The organism is Bacillus gaemokensis, from assembly GCF_001590835.1.
GTDB classification, from domain to species: domain Bacteria; phylum Bacillota; class Bacilli; order Bacillales; family Bacillaceae_G; genus Bacillus_A; species Bacillus_A gaemokensis.
The window spans coordinates 70,903-88,184 of sequence record NZ_LTAQ01000045.1 but is presented as its reverse complement, the minus strand read 5'-3'; the positions used below and the strand labels follow the sequence as shown (position 1 = coordinate 88,184).

Here is a 17,282-nt window from a genome sequence, read left to right as displayed (position 1 = left end):
AAGCGGTCAGGGCCTTTTTTTAGCCCCATGCTAAGTGAAAACAAAAGGAGAAAACGAGTGGAGATCTCCTTTTGTTTTCAAAGCCGTGACTTATGTATTGGAAAATCAATATAAATACAAATAGAAAACTTTCTCTTTTAGATGGGAGAGAGGATCCGGCCATGGATAGAAGCGGTCAGGACCTTTTTTAGCCCCATGCTAAGTGAAAACAAAAGGAGAAAACGAGTGGAGATCTCCTTTTACTTTCAAAGCTGTGACTTATAGTATTATAGAGTTATAAAAGTAGTGTACCAGATTCGTATTAGGCTTGAACAGGTGCTGACTCTTCAGAAGTCTCCGGTTTAACAAGTGCATAACTTTCCCATGCTCTACTTCTCCAGCGGAAGAACATAATAATAGCGCGCGTCCACTCATCGATAGCAATTGCTAACCAAATGCCAACGAGTCCCATGTCTAAATGAAACACGAAAAAGTAACCGAGCGGTAAACTCATCAAGACCATTGAGAATGCTCCGATTAATACGGGATATTTTGCATCACCAGCCGCGCGCAGTGAATTGATGATGACAATATTCATCGTTCGGCCTGTTTCTAATATAATGCTTAATAGAAGAACCGTTGCTCCTAAAGCGATAACATGGGGATTATCTGTAAATAACCCCATTAACTGTGTACGAAATGCTATGACAAGAACAACCATACATAATGTAACACCGATGGCCCATTTTACACTTTTCCACACACGTATATAGGCTTCGTCTTTTTGATTTCCCCCGACTAAACGACCAACAATAATTGCTGTTCCCATTCCAATAGCAATCGCAAATAAATAAGTAAACATTGAAATGTTTGTAGCGTATTGTCTTGCTGCTAATGATTCTGCCCCTAAATATGTCGCATAATATAAGAAGACAATTTGGCATGCTTGGTACATAACTTGTTCAAATGCTGATGGAATACCAATTTTTAAAATCTTTCCAATATATTCTTTAGATAATGTAATATAGTATTTCAATTTCACTCGGTACTCCATTACACGGTATAGTAACCAGAAGAAAACGAGGAGTGCGATAAGTCGGCTGCAAGCTGATGAGATAGCAGCGCCCTGAACACCTAGTTCAGGTAGACCTAATTTTCCGAAAATAAGCAGATAATTTCCAGCGATATGAATAATGTTCATTCCTAATGAAACAAACATCGCTTGTTTTGTAAATCCATGTACACGAATAATGGCAGCTAATGAATTTATTATGGCTTGAAGAAAGATTGCTCCCCCAACAATTGATAAATAATTTTGTGCATAAGCTAATACATCGCCTTGCAAATTCATTGCAGTCATCATGTGTCTTGAAAATAAAAGAAAACCGGCGCTTATAATGAGCCCGACCCCTAAGTTTAACGTTACTGCTAACGCTGATATTTTTGATGCTTCGATGTATCGTTTGGAACCAAGGTACTGAGATACAACAATTGCAGCACCATTTCCGATTACTTCTAGCACTAATATTGCAATGTGAAGATATTGATTTGCTGCTCCAACACCTGATACTGCGTCGTCTGATAGGGCACTGAGCATAAATGTATCAGCGATCCCCATTAACATAAAAAGAAAAACTTCTAAAAAAATGGGCCATGTTAAGAAGAATAAATTTAATTTTTCTTCCTGCCCATTCTTTAATTTAATCGCTGCCATCCCATCCCCACTTTCCTGATATCTTTTTGAACAAAGTGTATCTTAACATACTTTATTAACACTTGCATTGATTTTGCAGTGTAAGTGTTAATAGGTGTTTTTTCGATGACTGACACATGTAGAATTGATAGAGATTCCATACGTTGTAATGGAAAAAATGCAGCATGATAGAACGGAATAATTATACAAAAAATATTATATAATATAAAATTAGTTATACTCTGATAATTTAGATAATTATAAAAATAATCTTTTTTTTGGTATTTTAGGTGACTAAATAAGTAATATAAAACGTTTACAGAAATTATTTTGTTACCAGAAAATTTTAACAAGATAGGAAAATAAATATACAAAGAATATATTTATGTGTATAATATGAATTATTAGAAGATAAATATATTTCTTTTTGTTCGAAAATGAAAGGGCTAACATTTTTTTGGAGGGTGGAAAAATGAAGAAAAAGTTACCAGTTTTCGTAGCATCAACATTAGCAATGAGCATGATTTTAGGGGCGTGTAGTTACCAAAAGGATGAGTCACAAGCGAAAGCTGAAGGGGAAAGTGGCAATAGTAATGCGAAACAAGTAATAAATTTAACGGAAACACAGGAAATTCCAACAATGGATCCAGCGTTATCAGCTGATGCAGTATCATCACGAGTGATGAATAATACGATGGAAGGGCTATACCGTCTTGAAAAAGGAGACAAGCTTGTTCCAGGTGTAGCAAAATCAAGTGAAAAATCAGCAGATGGGAAAAAATATACGTTTAAATTGCGTGAAGATGCAAAGTGGTCAAATGGAGATCCTGTAACGGCTAAAGACTTTGTATTCGGATGGCAACGAGCAATTAATCCAGATAAAGCAGCAGTATCAGCATACATTATGTTCGATGTTAAAAATGCACAAAAAATTAATAAAAAAGAAATGTCACCAGATCAATTAGGTGTAAAGGCCGTTGATGATTATACATTGGAAGTAGAATTAGAACATCCAGTTCCTTATTTTGAAAACTTAATGATTTATCCATTGTTCTATCCTGTAAATGAAAAATATACAAAAGAGCAAGGTGAAAAGTTTGGTTTAGAAGCAAATACAACGCTTTATAATGGTCCATTTGTATTAAGCGACTGGAAGCATGAAAGAAGTTTCCAAATAAAGAAAAATCCATCATATTGGGACAATAAAGAAGTTAAACTAGAAGAAGTAAACTTTAATATTGTAAAAGATTTGGCAACAGCAATTAATTTATACAATACAAAAGCGATAGATCGTGTGAATTTGAGATCTGAATTCGTTGATAAGTATAAAGGGGATGCAGATTTTAAAACTGAACATGAAGCTTCTGTATTCTTCCTTCGTTTCAATCAGAAAAACGAAGCTTTAGCAAATAAGAATATACGTAAGGCGATTTCACTTGCTTTTGAACGTAAATCGTTTGTTGATACAATTTTAAACAATGGTTCCATTGAGGCGACAGGATTGATTCCAAACAAGTTTATTACAGGGCCAAATAAAAAAGATTTCCGAGCTGAAAATGGAGCGTTAGTAAAAGCCAATGTGAAAGAAGCGAAGAAATATTGGGAAGCAGGTAAAAAAGAACTAGGAAAAGATAAAATTGAGATCGAGCTATTAAATGAAGATGTAGATTTATCTAAGAGAACAGGGGAGTACTTAAAAGGAGAGTTAGAAAAGAACTTACCTGGTTTTACATTGAAAATAAAGCAACAACCATTTGCACAAAAACTTAAATTAGAAGAAAGTGGCGATTATGAAATGACTTTCGCTGGATGGAGTCCGGACTTCCCAGATCCAGTTACTTATCTTGATATGTTTATAACAGATGGTGCGCAAAATAAAATGAGTTATTCTAATCCGAAATATGATGAAATTATTAAAAAAGCAAAGACAGATGGTAGTGATGTAAAGGCACGTTGGAATAGTTTACTTGAAGCAGAAAAAATTCTTCTGGATGAGGCTGCAATTGCTCCTGTCTATCAACGCAGCACAGCTTATTTAGAAAGAGGAACAGTTAAGGATATTTATAAGCATAATTATGGCGGCGATTTAAGCTTTAAATGGGCATCAGTCGAAAAAAAATAAAAAAGAAGCAGGGGAATTTTAACCGTACTATAATGAATAGTGGATACTATGTTTAATATAACATAGTATCCACTATTTTTTTATATATTATAATCTCTATACATACCATTTTTATTTAGTATAAATTGTATAAATTGTATAAAATGTATAAGTGATATATGAGTATTTCATTAAATTTCAGAGGGGGGGAGAAAGTCCCATAGCGGGTAGCGGTAACTATTCTCAAGGAGGGAGATAAAGAATGAGGGTACAAGAAGTTTTAATAGACCAAACCAAACGGTATATGCTTTTAGATCATAATGGGTTTCCAGTTCTCCCTGTACTTAAGTACATTAAATATTTAGATACAACAGGTAAAAGCAGCAATACACAAAAGACATATTGTTACTCCTTAAAACAGTATTTTACTTAGAAGAAACAAATAAGGATTATAAGTACATACGGTCAACTTAGAAGTAAAGTATGTATGGTATCACAAGCTATTTAACGATGAATGGGCTTTAAGTAGTGTCTTTAGTGGACAAGCAACAAGATTAAATAAATTAATATTGTTCATGAATCAAAAATACCCTACTACCCATTCACTTCTTGATTTGGACATTGAAAAAGCAGAGAGAGAATGGATATTTTGGTTAAACGAGCAAGGGATTCAGACACAAGAAACTTCGCAAAACACATATGGTGAATACACATACAAGTCAGGAACAGCAAACTTTTTACGAGTCTTACATACAAATCTTTTTGAACTAACGGACAATCGCGAAGAATGGGAAAAAGACCGATGGGATGTACGGATTTTGCATGAAAAGTATGGGATTTATTATAACAAAAGTAAATCCGACTTTTATATTGACTTCACTAAGATTGAAGAAGTCAATATACGTCAACAAGTGAAAAGGTATACCAAACAAAGATTATTAAGTAAACATAATTTTTCTTGGGGAACGGCACGTGATTATTTAAGATATTTACCCAAATTCATTTCTTTCATATTTTCGTTAGAACCAAAATGGAAAGATTTAAAGGGAATGAAGCGTTCACATATGGAACAATACCTTCAATGGCTACATAAATACGCTAAAAACAATTTAAAACAAAAAAATGCACATCCTGAAAAATATGTGAGACTGGCAATAGAGTACTTAGGAAAGTTTCTTTCGGACATTCAACGATACGAATATGAAATCGTCCCCGAAACTCATGTACGATTGTTACTTTTCCCAGAGGATAAGCCGAAGTTACGAAAGAAATCGGTTGATCAGATTGACTATATCCCTGACTATGTGTTAGAAAAACTTTTCATCCACATCAATGATTTACCTAAAGATTTAATCCCTGTCGTGTGGGTTGCCTTCAAAACAGGACTTCGTATTTCGGATGTATTAGGATTAACCTCTAGTTGTTTAGTTCAACTAAACGGCAACTATTCAATGATGAAGAAATCCAGTGGATAAATAATATTGTAATTTCTGTTTTAGTATTTTGGGTTTATGTTTTATGGGAGTGGGCAAAAAACCATATGAATGGAATAAGGATAAGAAATAAATCTATGAAATGGAAAGCAATCGGGCGCAAAATAAAGGGGCGTGATAAAACTGGTACCAAATATTTCATCTTTAGGCTCTGTTAGCGAAAAGTGTTGATTTTTCATCAAATTCAAAAAGCCCAGTCAATATCTACTGACTGAGCTAATATGGTAAATGAAGATTTAACGGAATAACACTTCTGTAAATATAATAATCATCCAAGCTTATCGCTAACTTTTTTCTTTACTGGCATCCAAATTTCGCTATATACCTTTTCCGATGTACCATTGTGCTTTGTAAAAGAAAATCCAGGTATATCTGCTACTTCATAATCTGAAGAAGGCAACCATTCAGAATAAATTTTTGCGGTAGTTTCTTGAAGCGTAGCAGGAAATGGTCCTTGATTAGGGAAAATTGCCCATAAACTTTCTTCAATAGAAATTTGCTCTAAATCATCGAATGGATTTTCTTTTGTAGTTGCAAAACCAATCATATGAGTTAAGGAGCCTTTTTCTTCCAAGAAACCATCATCAAAATCATAAGATACATTCAAGACTTGATGAGGATATAAATCAGCTAATTGATGCATTTCATTTCTTTGTTGTTCGGTAATTGACTGAGCTAGTTCTAAGATAGCATTATTTTCACCTTCGAATTGAATTGGCACTCTTTTCGAGACACCTACTATATTAAACTTCTCTTTTTTTTCAATTTTGAATTCCATGGATATTCCTCCTCTTATATCTATAAAGAATGAAAATTTGGGAAATGATTTTTGAATTTTGTTTTTAGTTACTTCTGAAGGTAAAAAACCACTCCATTCACGAAAGGCTCTTGAAAATCCCTCTATAGATTGATAGCCATATTTATAGGCAATATCTGTCACTTTTGCTCCGTTTATTAATTCAACATTCGCAACTGATAATCTCCTATTTTTGATATACTCATTCAATGACATTCCAGCCATATACGAAAACATTCTTTTAAAATGATAATCAGATAGTCCTACAATTTTTGATATATCTTTTCCAGAGATTTCTTCCGTTAAATGTGTTTCGATGTAATCCATTAAATTATTGAATTCTTGTAACATTCATTTCCCTCCTTTACAAATACATAATATCGTTAAAATTTATTATTCACTCGATATTTTTTATACGGAATTTATCGGAACTTGTCTTCCATTATTATAGTCACTTAAACAATCATTTCATAACATTCTTTATTAGTCATCTATGACGTTAAATAGCTATTAAACGTACTCAACTTGTCTTAACGAATATCATTATTGGTATCAGAGACTTTATTCATTAGCCCATCCACTGCAAGCTCTTTAATAGAGCGTTCACTATCTTCAAATCTTAGCTGATCAAGATAGTTGAACAATAAAGTTATTTTAATTCTAGATAAACTTGAAAAAGTCGGATTAGAAGCTGTTATTTCTGAGCTTAGTGATCAAGGTTTATCAAACTCAATGATTATTTTAATTAAACGGTTTTTGACTTATGAAAAAAATACAAGTTTCAGCTTCTTTGAATTAAAATAAAAGATATGTTTGTGATGAAAAAATTGAATCATATCAGTTTCTGTGGCTTTGAATAAAATTTCTTATTCAACTGTTTTTTTCTTTAATAACGATCTTCCGCAAAAGAGGTGCTTTTCAAGAACAAGGAAAGTTCCCTTTTTGTAGAAAATGATTTGAGTTAGTTTACTTATTTTGAAATAATTGGTATTAAGCAATAGGACATTACTGTTGTATAAGGATTAAAATAATTAATTCAAATTAACGGAGGGTAAGAATTATGGATAATGCAGAAGATGAGAGTTCTGTTTGGATTGATAGCAATAAAGAGAAAGTTTGGAATGCAATAATAAATGATGATAAACTTTCACAGTGGTATGCACCTGGTTCACCTTGGGAAATTCCTAGTCTGAATGTTGGGGAGAAAATTACTTTTACGTTAATGCCTAGTGTACATAATAACCTTACAGAGAAACTTCCAATGACCTTAACAATTGAGAATGTTGATACATATCAGGAATTTGCTTTTCGTTTAGATTCACAACAAATTCTTATATCAATTGCATTAACAGATGAAGCAAATGGAACAAGAGTAACAATGAATTCGGAAGGTTTCGCTGCCTCTTTAGAAAATTTGAAAGCCTTAGTAGAAGGAGATGAATTACCTAATATTTAAAAAGGTTATTCCAGAATAGGGCGCGTTTGTGGAACAAGTAGGAAAAGGGTGATACATATTATACATGACTAATATGTATCACCCTTTATTTTTTATGAATTTTTTCGATTTAGGTCTTGATAAGATATTCCCTGCTTCTTTTTAATACGTACGTTTCTTATAAATTCCCTTCCCACCAACTTGCTTCCAGCCAGATTGTACTTCTGCACTTTTAGTAACAAACTTCATTTTTTCATTTCCGCCAAATAGCTTTTCACCGATGCTATTTGTAATGACACCAATCAATGCTGTGATACCGATGACGAGGGCAGCGACAATTGCAAAATCAATAAAAAAAGTAACCATATGTAATTTCCCCCTTTGCTTATCTGTACTTGTATTGTATGAGAAAAAGCATCGAAAAGAAAGAAAAATCAGAAAAATATTATTTTACTTAAAAATATGCTAGACAGTAATAATGAGATTTGATAAAATTAACAAGAACAAATGTTCTTTAGTCGAGGTGTTTCGGATATCAAAAAGTCTTACATTTTATCATTGTTTCATCAAAAAAAGGTAAGAAAACGCTATCTTTGAAACAGGGTGCAGTATCTGATTTGAAGAAAAGTCATTTCTTATCACAGGTTAAAAATTAACTTTAAAGCGTATATCAAGGGAACTGAGGGGTTATATTTGCAGCACCTATATTCAAATTTATTCGTGTTAAGCATTCGCTAAAGACGGACGAATACTTTCTGATAAGAAAGGAAATTTACTGTATATTTCTTTCAGAATCTATTGTATAATGTTTATAGAAGTTACTTATTTAAAGTAATTGTCGTTTACTGAAAGTTGCTTGCTTATAAGTTGTTGTTTACATTTAAAGCAATTTTTTATTTTGTTGTAAGACAAGTTATAGTGGAGAATTGCTGGAAAATAGAAATTCAAACTGTAATTGGTACAGAATTTGTACTCTTTAAGGAGAGTGAGTCTTGTATGGTAACATTATATAGTTCTCCAAGCTGTACGTCTTGTAGAAAGGCGAAATTATGGCTAGAGGAAAATCATATTCCCTATACAGAACGTAATATTTTCTCAGATCCATTAACAATTGAGGAAATTAAAGAAATTTTACGCATGACAGAAAGTGGAACGGATGAGATTATTTCTACTCGTTCGAAAGTTTTTCAAGAGTTAAATGTTAACTTAGAATCTTTACCGCTTCAAGATTTATATAAGATGATTCGTGACTATCCGGGCATTTTACGCCGTCCTATTATGATTGATGAAAAACGTCTTCAAGTAGGCTATAACGAAGATGAAATTCGTCGTTTTTTACCACGTACAGTAAGAACATTTCAGTTACGTGAGGCACAGCGCCTTGTAAATTAATAATAAAGTTTTGTATGCGAAAACCTTCTACCTTATAGTAGAAGGTTTTCGCATACTTTCATTTGTTTAACATGTATTAATGATTCATATTGCGAAGTTTTACTTGTTGAACGATAAATCCGACGCATAATACTGTAAAAATAAAGAGGAAGGGAATGCTTGTTGTAAAGGTAGGATTATGATTGAAAAAAGTTGCCAGTCTTGTTTCATGTGTAATCATCCTTCCAGCTGTATAAGCAAGAACAGCTCCTCCGCAATAAATAAGAAAAGGAAAACGCTCCATAAATATTAAAATGAGCTTGCTTCCCCAAATAATAATGGGAATGGAAATTAATAATCCGATAATCACAAGTATAATGTTTCCGTGAGCCGCTCCGGCGATCGCAAGGACATTATCAAAACCCATCACGAGATCTGCAAATACGATTGTACGCACCGCTTGAAATAATGTTGTTTTCGCTTGAATAGAAGAAAGATCGTTGCTATTATCGGTAAGTAAATTTACAGCTATAAGTGTTAATAAAATGCCTCCAATAAGCTGTAGGAAAGGAATATCAAGTAAATAGACGGCAAGTATTGTAAGGAGAATTCTTAGTACGATCGCTAAACCCGTACCAATAAAGATGGCTTTATTTCGTTTTGCTTCGGGTAAGTTGCGGCTAGCAAGTGCGATGACAATTGCATTATCACCACCTAATACAACATCGATACCGATAATCATTAGTATAGATGTTAAAAAATCTAACTCCATTATTTTGCCTCCAGTTATTCTGTTTTAATAAGCAATATAATTGTGAATATATGTATGATGTGTAAAAGCTTGACCAGCTTTATTACAGTGTACGGTGAGATGTGTAATTGTATGTCCAATTTTTTTGTTGATGGGGATAGGTATGTTCATTTAGTAAGTGTACATAATTGGATGGAAAATAGACATTTTTTCCTTTAGAGGAGTAAAATAATGATAAATTTGTATGAAATAATTATAGGTGAATGACTGTTTTTGTAAAATAAAACGATTTTATTTCCATTCTGGAGAATCTTATCATAAAATGAGAGTACAAGAATCTATTGATTTGTCATATGAGTGGGGAATCCCTTCATAACAATTCCAAAGAGGAAGGGAGAGTTGTATTTTGGATATTGAAAGAATTAATGACCATACGATGAAATTTTTTATTACGTACGTTGATATAGAGGATAGAGGGTTCGATCGTGAAGAGATTTGGTATAATCGCGAACGAAGTGAAGAATTATTTTGGGAAATGATGGATGAAGCGCGCGGTAATGATGATTTCTTTATTGATGGACCGCTATGGATTCAAGTGCAGGCGCTGGATAAAGGTATCGAGGTACTTGTAACGAAAGCACAGCTTTCGAAAGATGGACAAAAATTAGAATTACCAATAGGCCTAGATAAAATTATTGATATACCACTAGATGATCGTATTGAAACGTTATTTCAACAAGAGCTAGAAGAAGAAGTGGGAACAAACTTTAGCGAAGATGGGAAATTTGGTTTTTTAATTAAATTTAATGATTTTGAAGATGTTATCTCGCTAAGTCATCGTCTCATATTTGAAGATATAAAGGATGAATTATATTCATTTGAAGACCGCTATTATGTATATGTTGAATTTGATGAAGTGCTACATGATGAAGAAGAAATCGATCGTATTCTAAGTGTTATTTTAGAATATGGGGAAGAATCTACTTTAACGGTTCACCGTGTAAGTGAGTACGGAAAACAGATTGTTAAAGAACATGCACTTGAGATGATTCGCAGTCATTTTCCTTCTAAGAAGTAGGCCGATTTCTATAGTATGAAATCGGCTTTTTATCATTTTAGTTGAGAAGCCCCAACCTTAAGGAACGTGAAGGGCATAGATTAGTGGGTAAGTGGAGGCTGAATCGCCTTCAGATCGGGCATGGCTTATGCCTACGCTATTGATCCGACTTTTCGAGTGCTATTTGTAAGAAATGAAAAGAGTTTGGGCACGATTTCTAAACCCCTTTTCTTCTTTATATGTGTCTACTTGCTCCAATCAGCCTTTTGGAAATCGCAACATAACAGCCACCTTTTTCGTTGAGACCACTTCTTTAAAATGAGATACTAAGTATATCAAAAGGAAGTGAAAAATCAATGTTAGTGAAAAAGGCGTACAAATTTCGTATCTATCCAAACCAAAAACAAGAAATCTTAATCGCGAAAACAATTGGTTGTAGTCGTTTTGTGTTTAATCACTTTTTAGAACAATGGAACGATACCCATAAGAAAACGGGAAAAGGATTCACATACAATTCTTGTTCTAAAAAATTAACTCATTTGAAAAAGGAATTTGTGTGGTTGAAAGAAGTGGATAGTATTTCCTTACAATATGCACTCAAATATCTTATCGATGCATTTGCTCGTTTCTTCAAGAAGCAAAATGATATACCACGGTTCAAATCGAAAAAGAATCCAGTACAATCCTATACAACAAAGCATACAAACGGAAATATTGCGATTGTAGGTAACAAAATCAAATTGCCGAAACTTGGTCTTGTTCGGTTTGCAAAAAGTCGTGAAGTAGAAGGGCGTATTCTAAATGCTACTGTAAGACGAAATCCAAGCGGTAAATACTTTGTATCTATTCTTACTGAAACAGAAGTGCAGCCATTACAAAAAACAGGTTCTTCTGTTGGTGTTGACGTTGGATTAAAAGACTTTGCTATTTTGAGTACAGGAAAAGTATTCTCTAACCCGAAATGGTTTCGCAAACTGGAAGAGAAGTTAGGGAAAGCACAGCGTATTCTTTCTAGGCGTGTGAAGGGTTCTTCGAATTGGAATAAACAGCGGATTAAAGTCGCGCGTATCCATGAAAGAATCGCTAATGCAAGAATAGACTATTTGCAAAAAATCTCTACTGAAATTGTCAAAAACCACGACATTATTGGTATTGAAGATTTGCAAGTATCAAATCTGTTAAAGAATCACAAATTAGCTAAAGCGATTAGCGAAGCATCTTGGTCGCAGTTTAGAAACATGCTGGAATACAAAGCAAAGCGGTATGACAAGAAAGTCATTACTGTGTCTAAAACATTTGCTAGTTCTCAGCTGTGTTCGTGTTGTGGATACCAAAACAAAGACGTTAAGAATTTAAACCTTCGTGAGTGGGATTGCCCTTCTTGCGGCACGCATCACGACAGGGATATTAACGCAGGACAAAATCTGAGAGACGAAGCCATTCGTATCTTAACCGTAGGGAATACGGGGATAGCCTAATCAATTAGAAGCGGATATGCTTCCGTACTTAGGAATCCTTTACTTCAAGGAGCTTTAGTAAGTGGAGGGAGTTCAAATGATGGGCATGCTAATAATAGAAAAGCTTTGTAAGTAAGGAGGGCTGATATGAAAAATACGTTAAAGCTACTTTTCTTTTTTATAGGATTATTTGCAGCGTTTGTTTCATTACGAATGGTTATTGATGTAGCATTTTATTCAGATGTTATAGGTATAAAGAACATTTCGATTTTAGGAATTATAAGTATTTTATTTACCGTTTCTGCATTTTTAATTGGCTGTGTGATTTTTTTAGAAAATCGACATCCATCCAAAACGTTGACATGGTTAATTGTACTAGGTATTTTTCCTGTATTTGGATTCTTTGCGTATTTATTGTTTGGACAAAATTTCCGGAGAAAACGGATGTTTCAAAAGAAGGCACTTTTGGATGAACAAGCTTTCCTGCAGTACAAAGGGCATGAAGATTATCAAGAACGCATTTTACAAAATCATAAGCATCAAGAATTATTGTTTCGCTTAGCTGATCGACTTGGAGCGTTAAATATTTCATTTCAGACTGAAACGAAAATATTAACAAATGGAGATGAAACGTTTCAAGCGATTTTAGACGGTTTGAAAAAGGCGCAGCATCATATTCATATGGAATATTACATTGTACGTGATGATCGGCTTGGAACAAAAATTAAAGATATTTTAATTCAAAAGGCACAGGAGGGCGTAGTCGTCCGTTTTTTATATGATGCTGTTGGAAGTTTCAAGCTGTCAAACGCTTATATTGATGAATTAAATAATGCTGGTGTAGAGATGATTCCATTCTTTCCGGTACGGTTTCCGATTTTGAATGATAAAATTAATTATCGAAATCACCGGAAAATCGTCGTTATTGATGGAAACGAAGGGTTTGTAGGTGGACTCAATATTGGTGATGAATATTTAGGGGAAAATAAATATTTTGGATTTTGGCGAGATACCCATTTATACTTACGAGGTGAAGCGGTTCAAAGTTTACAATTGATTTTTCTTCAAGATTGGTTTTATATGACAGGTGAAGCAGTATTAGCACCTGAATATTTACAGGCACAAACAGTAGAAGGAGATCATTGGGGTGGTGTGCAACTTGTTGCAGGAGGACCGGATAATAAATGGGAAACGATTAAGAATCTTTATTTTGCAATGATTGCCTCTGCCAGAAAATCTATTTGGATTGCTACCCCCTACTTCATTCCAGATGATGATATTTTATCTGCGTTAAAAGTAGCAGCTCTTGCTGGTATTGATGTTCGTCTATTAATGCCAAGTAAGCCGGATAAAAGGACGGTCTTTTATGCATCGAGATCTTATTTTCCAGAGTTGTTAGATGCAGGAGTAAAGATATATGAGTATGAAAAAGGCTTCTTGCATAGTAAGATTGTCATTGTTGATTCTGATTTAGCATCGATTGGGACAGCTAATATGGATATGAGGAGTTTTCATTTGAATTTTGAAGTAAATGCCTTTTTATATGATACAAACAGTATTCGAAAGCTTGTACAAGATTTTAAAGAGGATTTACAAGTATCAAGTGAAATTCATGTAGATCACTTTCATAGAAGGCGCCTGCATAAGCGCATTGTTGAATCAACATATCGTTTATTATCACCTTTATTATAGGAAAGAGGATGTTCTTACAAGGACATCCTCTTTTACTTAGAAAGGAATTTGTAACAAATTGTAGAATACAAAGCAGTATAGAAAGGTTGTGATATTATGTTTGTCGCAAGGAGAGAAAATGGTGAAAAGATTCATCTTCTGCACAACCAAGATGAAAGGGCGTTACTTGCAATGCGAAAGAAGGAGCGCTTTTTTTGTCCGATATGTGGGCGAGAAGTGCAGCTTAAGTTAGGAAAGCAAAAGAGATGGCATTTTGCCCATAAAAAAACAAATCAGTACCTCGTTTCAGCCGAACATGAATCAGCTTACCATATGCATGGAAAGGAACAACTGTATAGATGGTTTAGGGAGCAAGGATTCCATGTAGAAATTGAACATTACCTCCCAGCAATTCGGCAAAGACCCGACCTCTTTATTGAAATGAACGGGAGACAGATTGCAATTGAATATCAATGTGCATCTTTATCCACCGAACATTTATTAAAACGAACTCGTTCATATTGGAAAGCAGGGATACAAATTCTCTGGATATTAGGGGGGAATCAGCTGAAAAGGCACTCTGCTTATTGGATCTCATTATCCTCGTTTCATTTTCTCTGCATACAATCTTATCCTCAGCCTTCACTTCTCTTTTTTTGCCCAAATGAAAAATCATTTATGAAATGTGAGCTTATTACCCCGTTTTCTACAAATGTTTCTTTCTCGCATATCACTTATTTCCCGGTGCGTACCGTTACTTTTGAGGAACTCTTTTGCCAGGTCCCAGTTACGAAAAAACGATTGGAGCGGGAATGGCAGAATAAAAAGAACTACTTTCGAATGAATGTCCTTCCCATATGGAATTATAGCCATAAATCACTGTTGCACCTTTTATATCAATACCACCTTTCACCTTCTTGTTTTCCATCTGAAATTGGTGTTCCTCTTCCATCTGCATTTGCATTTCAAACACATCCTTTTGTATGGCAAGCTTTTCTTTGTATAGATTTCATTGGCAAATTTAAAATTGGAGATTATTTTTCATTGCATGCTGTTTTTTACTATGTAAATAAAAAGCGTAGTATTCAGAGGCGCACGTTACCGTATTTTCCGCAAAATGTATGGCAATTGGCAACCGTAGAGTATGTAACGTTTTTATGTAAAGTAGGGATGATTGAAAAAGTGGATATGCATAAGTATCGAAAAACGAGGCAATTTGCGATGCCAAAAACGGAAGCAGAAGTAAAAGAATATGATGCAATTTGTTTGTCACATGCACTAGCTTTGTTTGAAGCAAAGTACAACATGAGAGAGGAAAAAGCGGATATAATAAAGGGGTACCCTGAAGGGATTACATAAGAAGAAGCGAATTGTAATTGAGTAGAGATTAAAAGGAGGGTTTATTTTATGTCGGATCAAAAAGCAGCAAAAACATTACCAGACCGCAGTGAGATTGAAGAAATGAACACATGGCGATTAGAGGATATTTTCCAAACTGATGAAGAATGGGAAAAAGAATTTCAAGCAATAAAGGGATTGCTACCTAAATTAAGTGAATTTAGAGGGAAACTCGGTGAATCTGCTGATGCATTATTAGCGGCATTGCAATATGAAGACGAAGTTTCTATGCGATTAGGAAAACTATATACATATGCACATATGCGTTATGACCAAGATACGACAAATTCTGTTTATCAGGCGCTAAATGATCGCGCAACAAACTTGTATTCTCAAGCTTCAAGTAGTATGGCCTATATCGTTCCTGAAATTTTAACAATTTCAGAAGAAGAATTACAATCATTTTTACAAGAAAATAAAGAATTAAGCGTATATGAACATGCGTTAGAAGAAATTACACGTCAGCGCCCACATGTACTGTCAGAAGCTGAAGAATCGTTGTTAGCAGAAGCATCTGAAGTAATGAGTGCATCAAGTAGTACGTTTGGCATGCTTAATAATGCAGATTTAAAATTCCCATCCATTAAAGATGAAGATGGTGAGGAAGTAGAAGTAACACATGGTCGTTATAGTCAATTTTTAGAAAGCAATGATCATCGTGTGCGTCATGACGCATTTCACGCTGTTTTTGAAACATATGGAAAGTATAAAAATACATTTGCAAGCACATTAAATGGTGCAGTGAAACGGAATAATTTCTATGCACGTGTTCGTAAATATGATTCTGCACGTCAAGCTGCGTTAAGTAATAATAATATTCCTGAAACGGTGTATGACCAACTTGTTGAGACGGTAAATGATAATTTACATTTATTGCATCGTTATATTGATATTCGCAAACGTGCACTGGGACTTGATGAATTACATATGTATGATTTATATACACCGCTTGTACCTGAAGTGAAAATGTCTGTGAAGTATGACGAAGCACAAGACATTTTATTAAAATCTTTAAATGTTCTTGGTGACGAGTATGTGGAGATTTTGAAAGAAGCATACGAGAATCGTTGGGTAGATGTGTATGAAAACAAAGGAAAACGAAGCGGTGCGTATTCATCTGGTACATACGGAACAAATCCGTATATATTAATGAACTGGCATGATGATGTGAATAATCTATTTACACTTGCACACGAGTTCGGTCATTCTGTACATAGCTACTATACAAGAAAAACACAGCCACATGTATACGGTGACTATTCAATATTTGTTGCAGAAGTTGCATCTACGTGCAACGAAGCAATTTTAAATGATTACTTATTAAAAACAACGGAAGATAAAAAAGAGCGCTTATATTTATTGAACCATTATTTAGAAGGGTTCCGTGGGACTGTATTCCGTCAAACAATGTTTGCGGAATTTGAACATATCATTCATCAAAGGGCACAAGAAGGTCATGCAGTAACGCCGGATATGTTAACAGAAACTTACTATGATCTAAATAAAAAATACTTTGGAGATGCTTTAGTAATCGATAAAGAAATTGGTTTAGAGTGGTCTCGTATTCCGCATTTCTATTACAATTATTATGTATATCAATATGCAACAGGATTTAGTGCGGCAACTGCTTTATCAAAACAAATTTTAGAAGAAGGCAAACCAGCAGTAGAACGTTACATTAATGAATTCTTAAAAGCTGGAAGTTCTGATTATCCAATTGAAGTACTGAAAAAAGCAGGCGTAGATATGGCATCACCGGAACCTGTTAAAGAGGCATTGCAAGTATTTGAAGAGAAGTTAAATGAACTAGAAGCGCTATTGTTTGAAGGTAAATAGTAGGGAAAGAGAAGACGAGAATGAAAATTCTCGTCTTTTTCATCCCCTACTGATGGAATTTTCACTTTATTTCAGAAGCCTTGGAATCGTTTCCTACGATTGAAAGATGAGAGGCTAATTAAAATGGTTATAAATAAAAGCGGTAGGGCGATAATTTTTGGGAATGCTTGTAATAGTGAAAGAACGTATAAGAAAAAGGAAATAAAAATACTAAAAAAAAGAAGTAAAATATATGTTTTTTTCA

The 17,282-nt window shown here is 34.2% G+C and carries 12 protein-coding genes and 2 pseudogenes; 10 read left to right on the top strand and 4 right to left on the bottom strand.

Going from position 1 to position 17,282, the window contains the following annotated elements:
* Positions 1 to 301 precede the first annotated feature (301 nt).
* Positions 302 to 1,693 carry an MATE family efflux transporter gene (locus tag AZF08_RS21820; RefSeq protein WP_033673828.1) on the bottom strand — a complete coding sequence of 464 codons (1,392 nt, stop codon included), beginning with the start codon at positions 1,691 to 1,693 and terminating at the stop codon, positions 302 to 304.
* Between the two features lie 451 nt (positions 1,694 to 2,144).
* On the opposite strand from AZF08_RS21820, the gene AZF08_RS21815 reads away from it, so the two are divergent.
* The 3 genes and pseudogenes from AZF08_RS21815 to AZF08_RS21805 all read left to right on the top strand — a co-directional run.
* Positions 2,145 to 3,794, top strand: coding sequence for a peptide ABC transporter substrate-binding protein (locus AZF08_RS21815; protein WP_033673827.1), 1,650 nt, complete (start codon positions 2,145 to 2,147; stop codon positions 3,792 to 3,794).
* Between the two features lie 241 nt (positions 3,795 to 4,035).
* Positions 4,036 to 4,238, top strand: a pseudogene (locus AZF08_RS31525) (tyrosine-type recombinase/integrase); the annotation flags it as partial.
* Positions 4,235 to 5,230, top strand: a pseudogene (locus AZF08_RS21805) (tyrosine-type recombinase/integrase); the annotation flags it as partial. The pseudogenes AZF08_RS31525 and AZF08_RS21805, both read left to right, overlap by 4 nt.
* A 304-nt stretch (positions 5,231 to 5,534) precedes the next feature.
* Here AZF08_RS21805 and AZF08_RS21800 read toward each other — a convergent pair.
* Positions 5,535 to 6,413 (bottom strand): AraC family transcriptional regulator, encoded by an 879-nt coding sequence (locus tag AZF08_RS21800; protein ID WP_033673826.1) that lies wholly within the window; start codon positions 6,411 to 6,413, stop codon positions 5,535 to 5,537.
* Positions 6,414 to 7,122: 709 nt separating this feature from the next.
* Here AZF08_RS21800 and AZF08_RS21795 point away from each other — a divergent pair.
* Positions 7,123 to 7,518 carry an SRPBCC domain-containing protein gene (locus AZF08_RS21795; RefSeq protein ID WP_033673825.1) on the top strand — a complete coding sequence of 132 codons (396 nt, stop codon included), beginning with the start codon at positions 7,123 to 7,125 and terminating at the stop codon, positions 7,516 to 7,518.
* A 141-nt stretch (positions 7,519 to 7,659) separates the two neighbouring features.
* On the opposite strand, the gene AZF08_RS21790 is transcribed toward AZF08_RS21795, so the two are convergent.
* Positions 7,660 to 7,863 carry a hypothetical protein gene (locus AZF08_RS21790; RefSeq protein WP_033673824.1) on the bottom strand — a complete coding sequence of 68 codons (204 nt, stop codon included), beginning with the start codon at positions 7,861 to 7,863 and terminating at the stop codon, positions 7,660 to 7,662.
* 630 nt (positions 7,864 to 8,493) lie between these two features.
* Between AZF08_RS21790 and spx the strand changes: the two genes are divergently transcribed.
* Complete coding sequence (gene spx, locus AZF08_RS21785; RefSeq protein WP_000258267.1) at positions 8,494 to 8,889, top strand: transcriptional regulator Spx; 396 nt, start codon at positions 8,494 to 8,496, stop codon at positions 8,887 to 8,889.
* 76 nt (positions 8,890 to 8,965) lie between these two features.
* On the opposite strand, the gene AZF08_RS21780 is transcribed toward spx, so the two are convergent.
* Entirely contained in the window at positions 8,966 to 9,640 is a 675-nt protein-coding gene (locus tag AZF08_RS21780) for a TerC family protein (protein ID WP_033673823.1), read from the bottom strand.
* Between the two features lie 385 nt (positions 9,641 to 10,025).
* Here AZF08_RS21780 and mecA point away from each other — a divergent pair, with 385 nt between their 5' ends.
* The 5 genes from mecA (at position 10,026) to pepF (ending at position 17,038) form a co-directional block, all read left to right on the top strand.
* Positions 10,026 to 10,697 carry an adaptor protein MecA gene (gene mecA / locus AZF08_RS21775; protein WP_033673822.1) on the top strand — a complete coding sequence of 224 codons (672 nt, stop codon included), beginning with the start codon at positions 10,026 to 10,028 and terminating at the stop codon, positions 10,695 to 10,697.
* A gap of 335 nt (positions 10,698 to 11,032) precedes the next feature.
* Entirely contained in the window at positions 11,033 to 12,154 is a 1,122-nt protein-coding gene (gene tnpB / locus AZF08_RS21770; protein ID WP_033673821.1) for an IS200/IS605 family element RNA-guided endonuclease TnpB, read from the top strand.
* Positions 12,155 to 12,280: 126 nt separating this feature from the next.
* Entirely contained in the window at positions 12,281 to 13,825 is a 1,545-nt protein-coding gene (cls, locus tag AZF08_RS21765; protein WP_033673820.1) for a cardiolipin synthase, read from the top strand.
* Between the two features lie 96 nt (positions 13,826 to 13,921).
* Entirely contained in the window at positions 13,922 to 15,163 is a 1,242-nt protein-coding gene (locus tag AZF08_RS21760; RefSeq protein WP_033673819.1) for a competence protein CoiA, read from the top strand.
* A 48-nt stretch (positions 15,164 to 15,211) separates the two neighbouring features.
* The gene (gene pepF / locus AZF08_RS21755) at positions 15,212 to 17,038 is read left to right on the top strand and encodes an oligoendopeptidase F (protein ID WP_033673818.1); all 1,827 of its coding nucleotides are present in this window, start codon (positions 15,212 to 15,214) and stop codon (positions 17,036 to 17,038) included.
* Positions 17,039 to 17,282 lie beyond the last annotated feature (244 nt).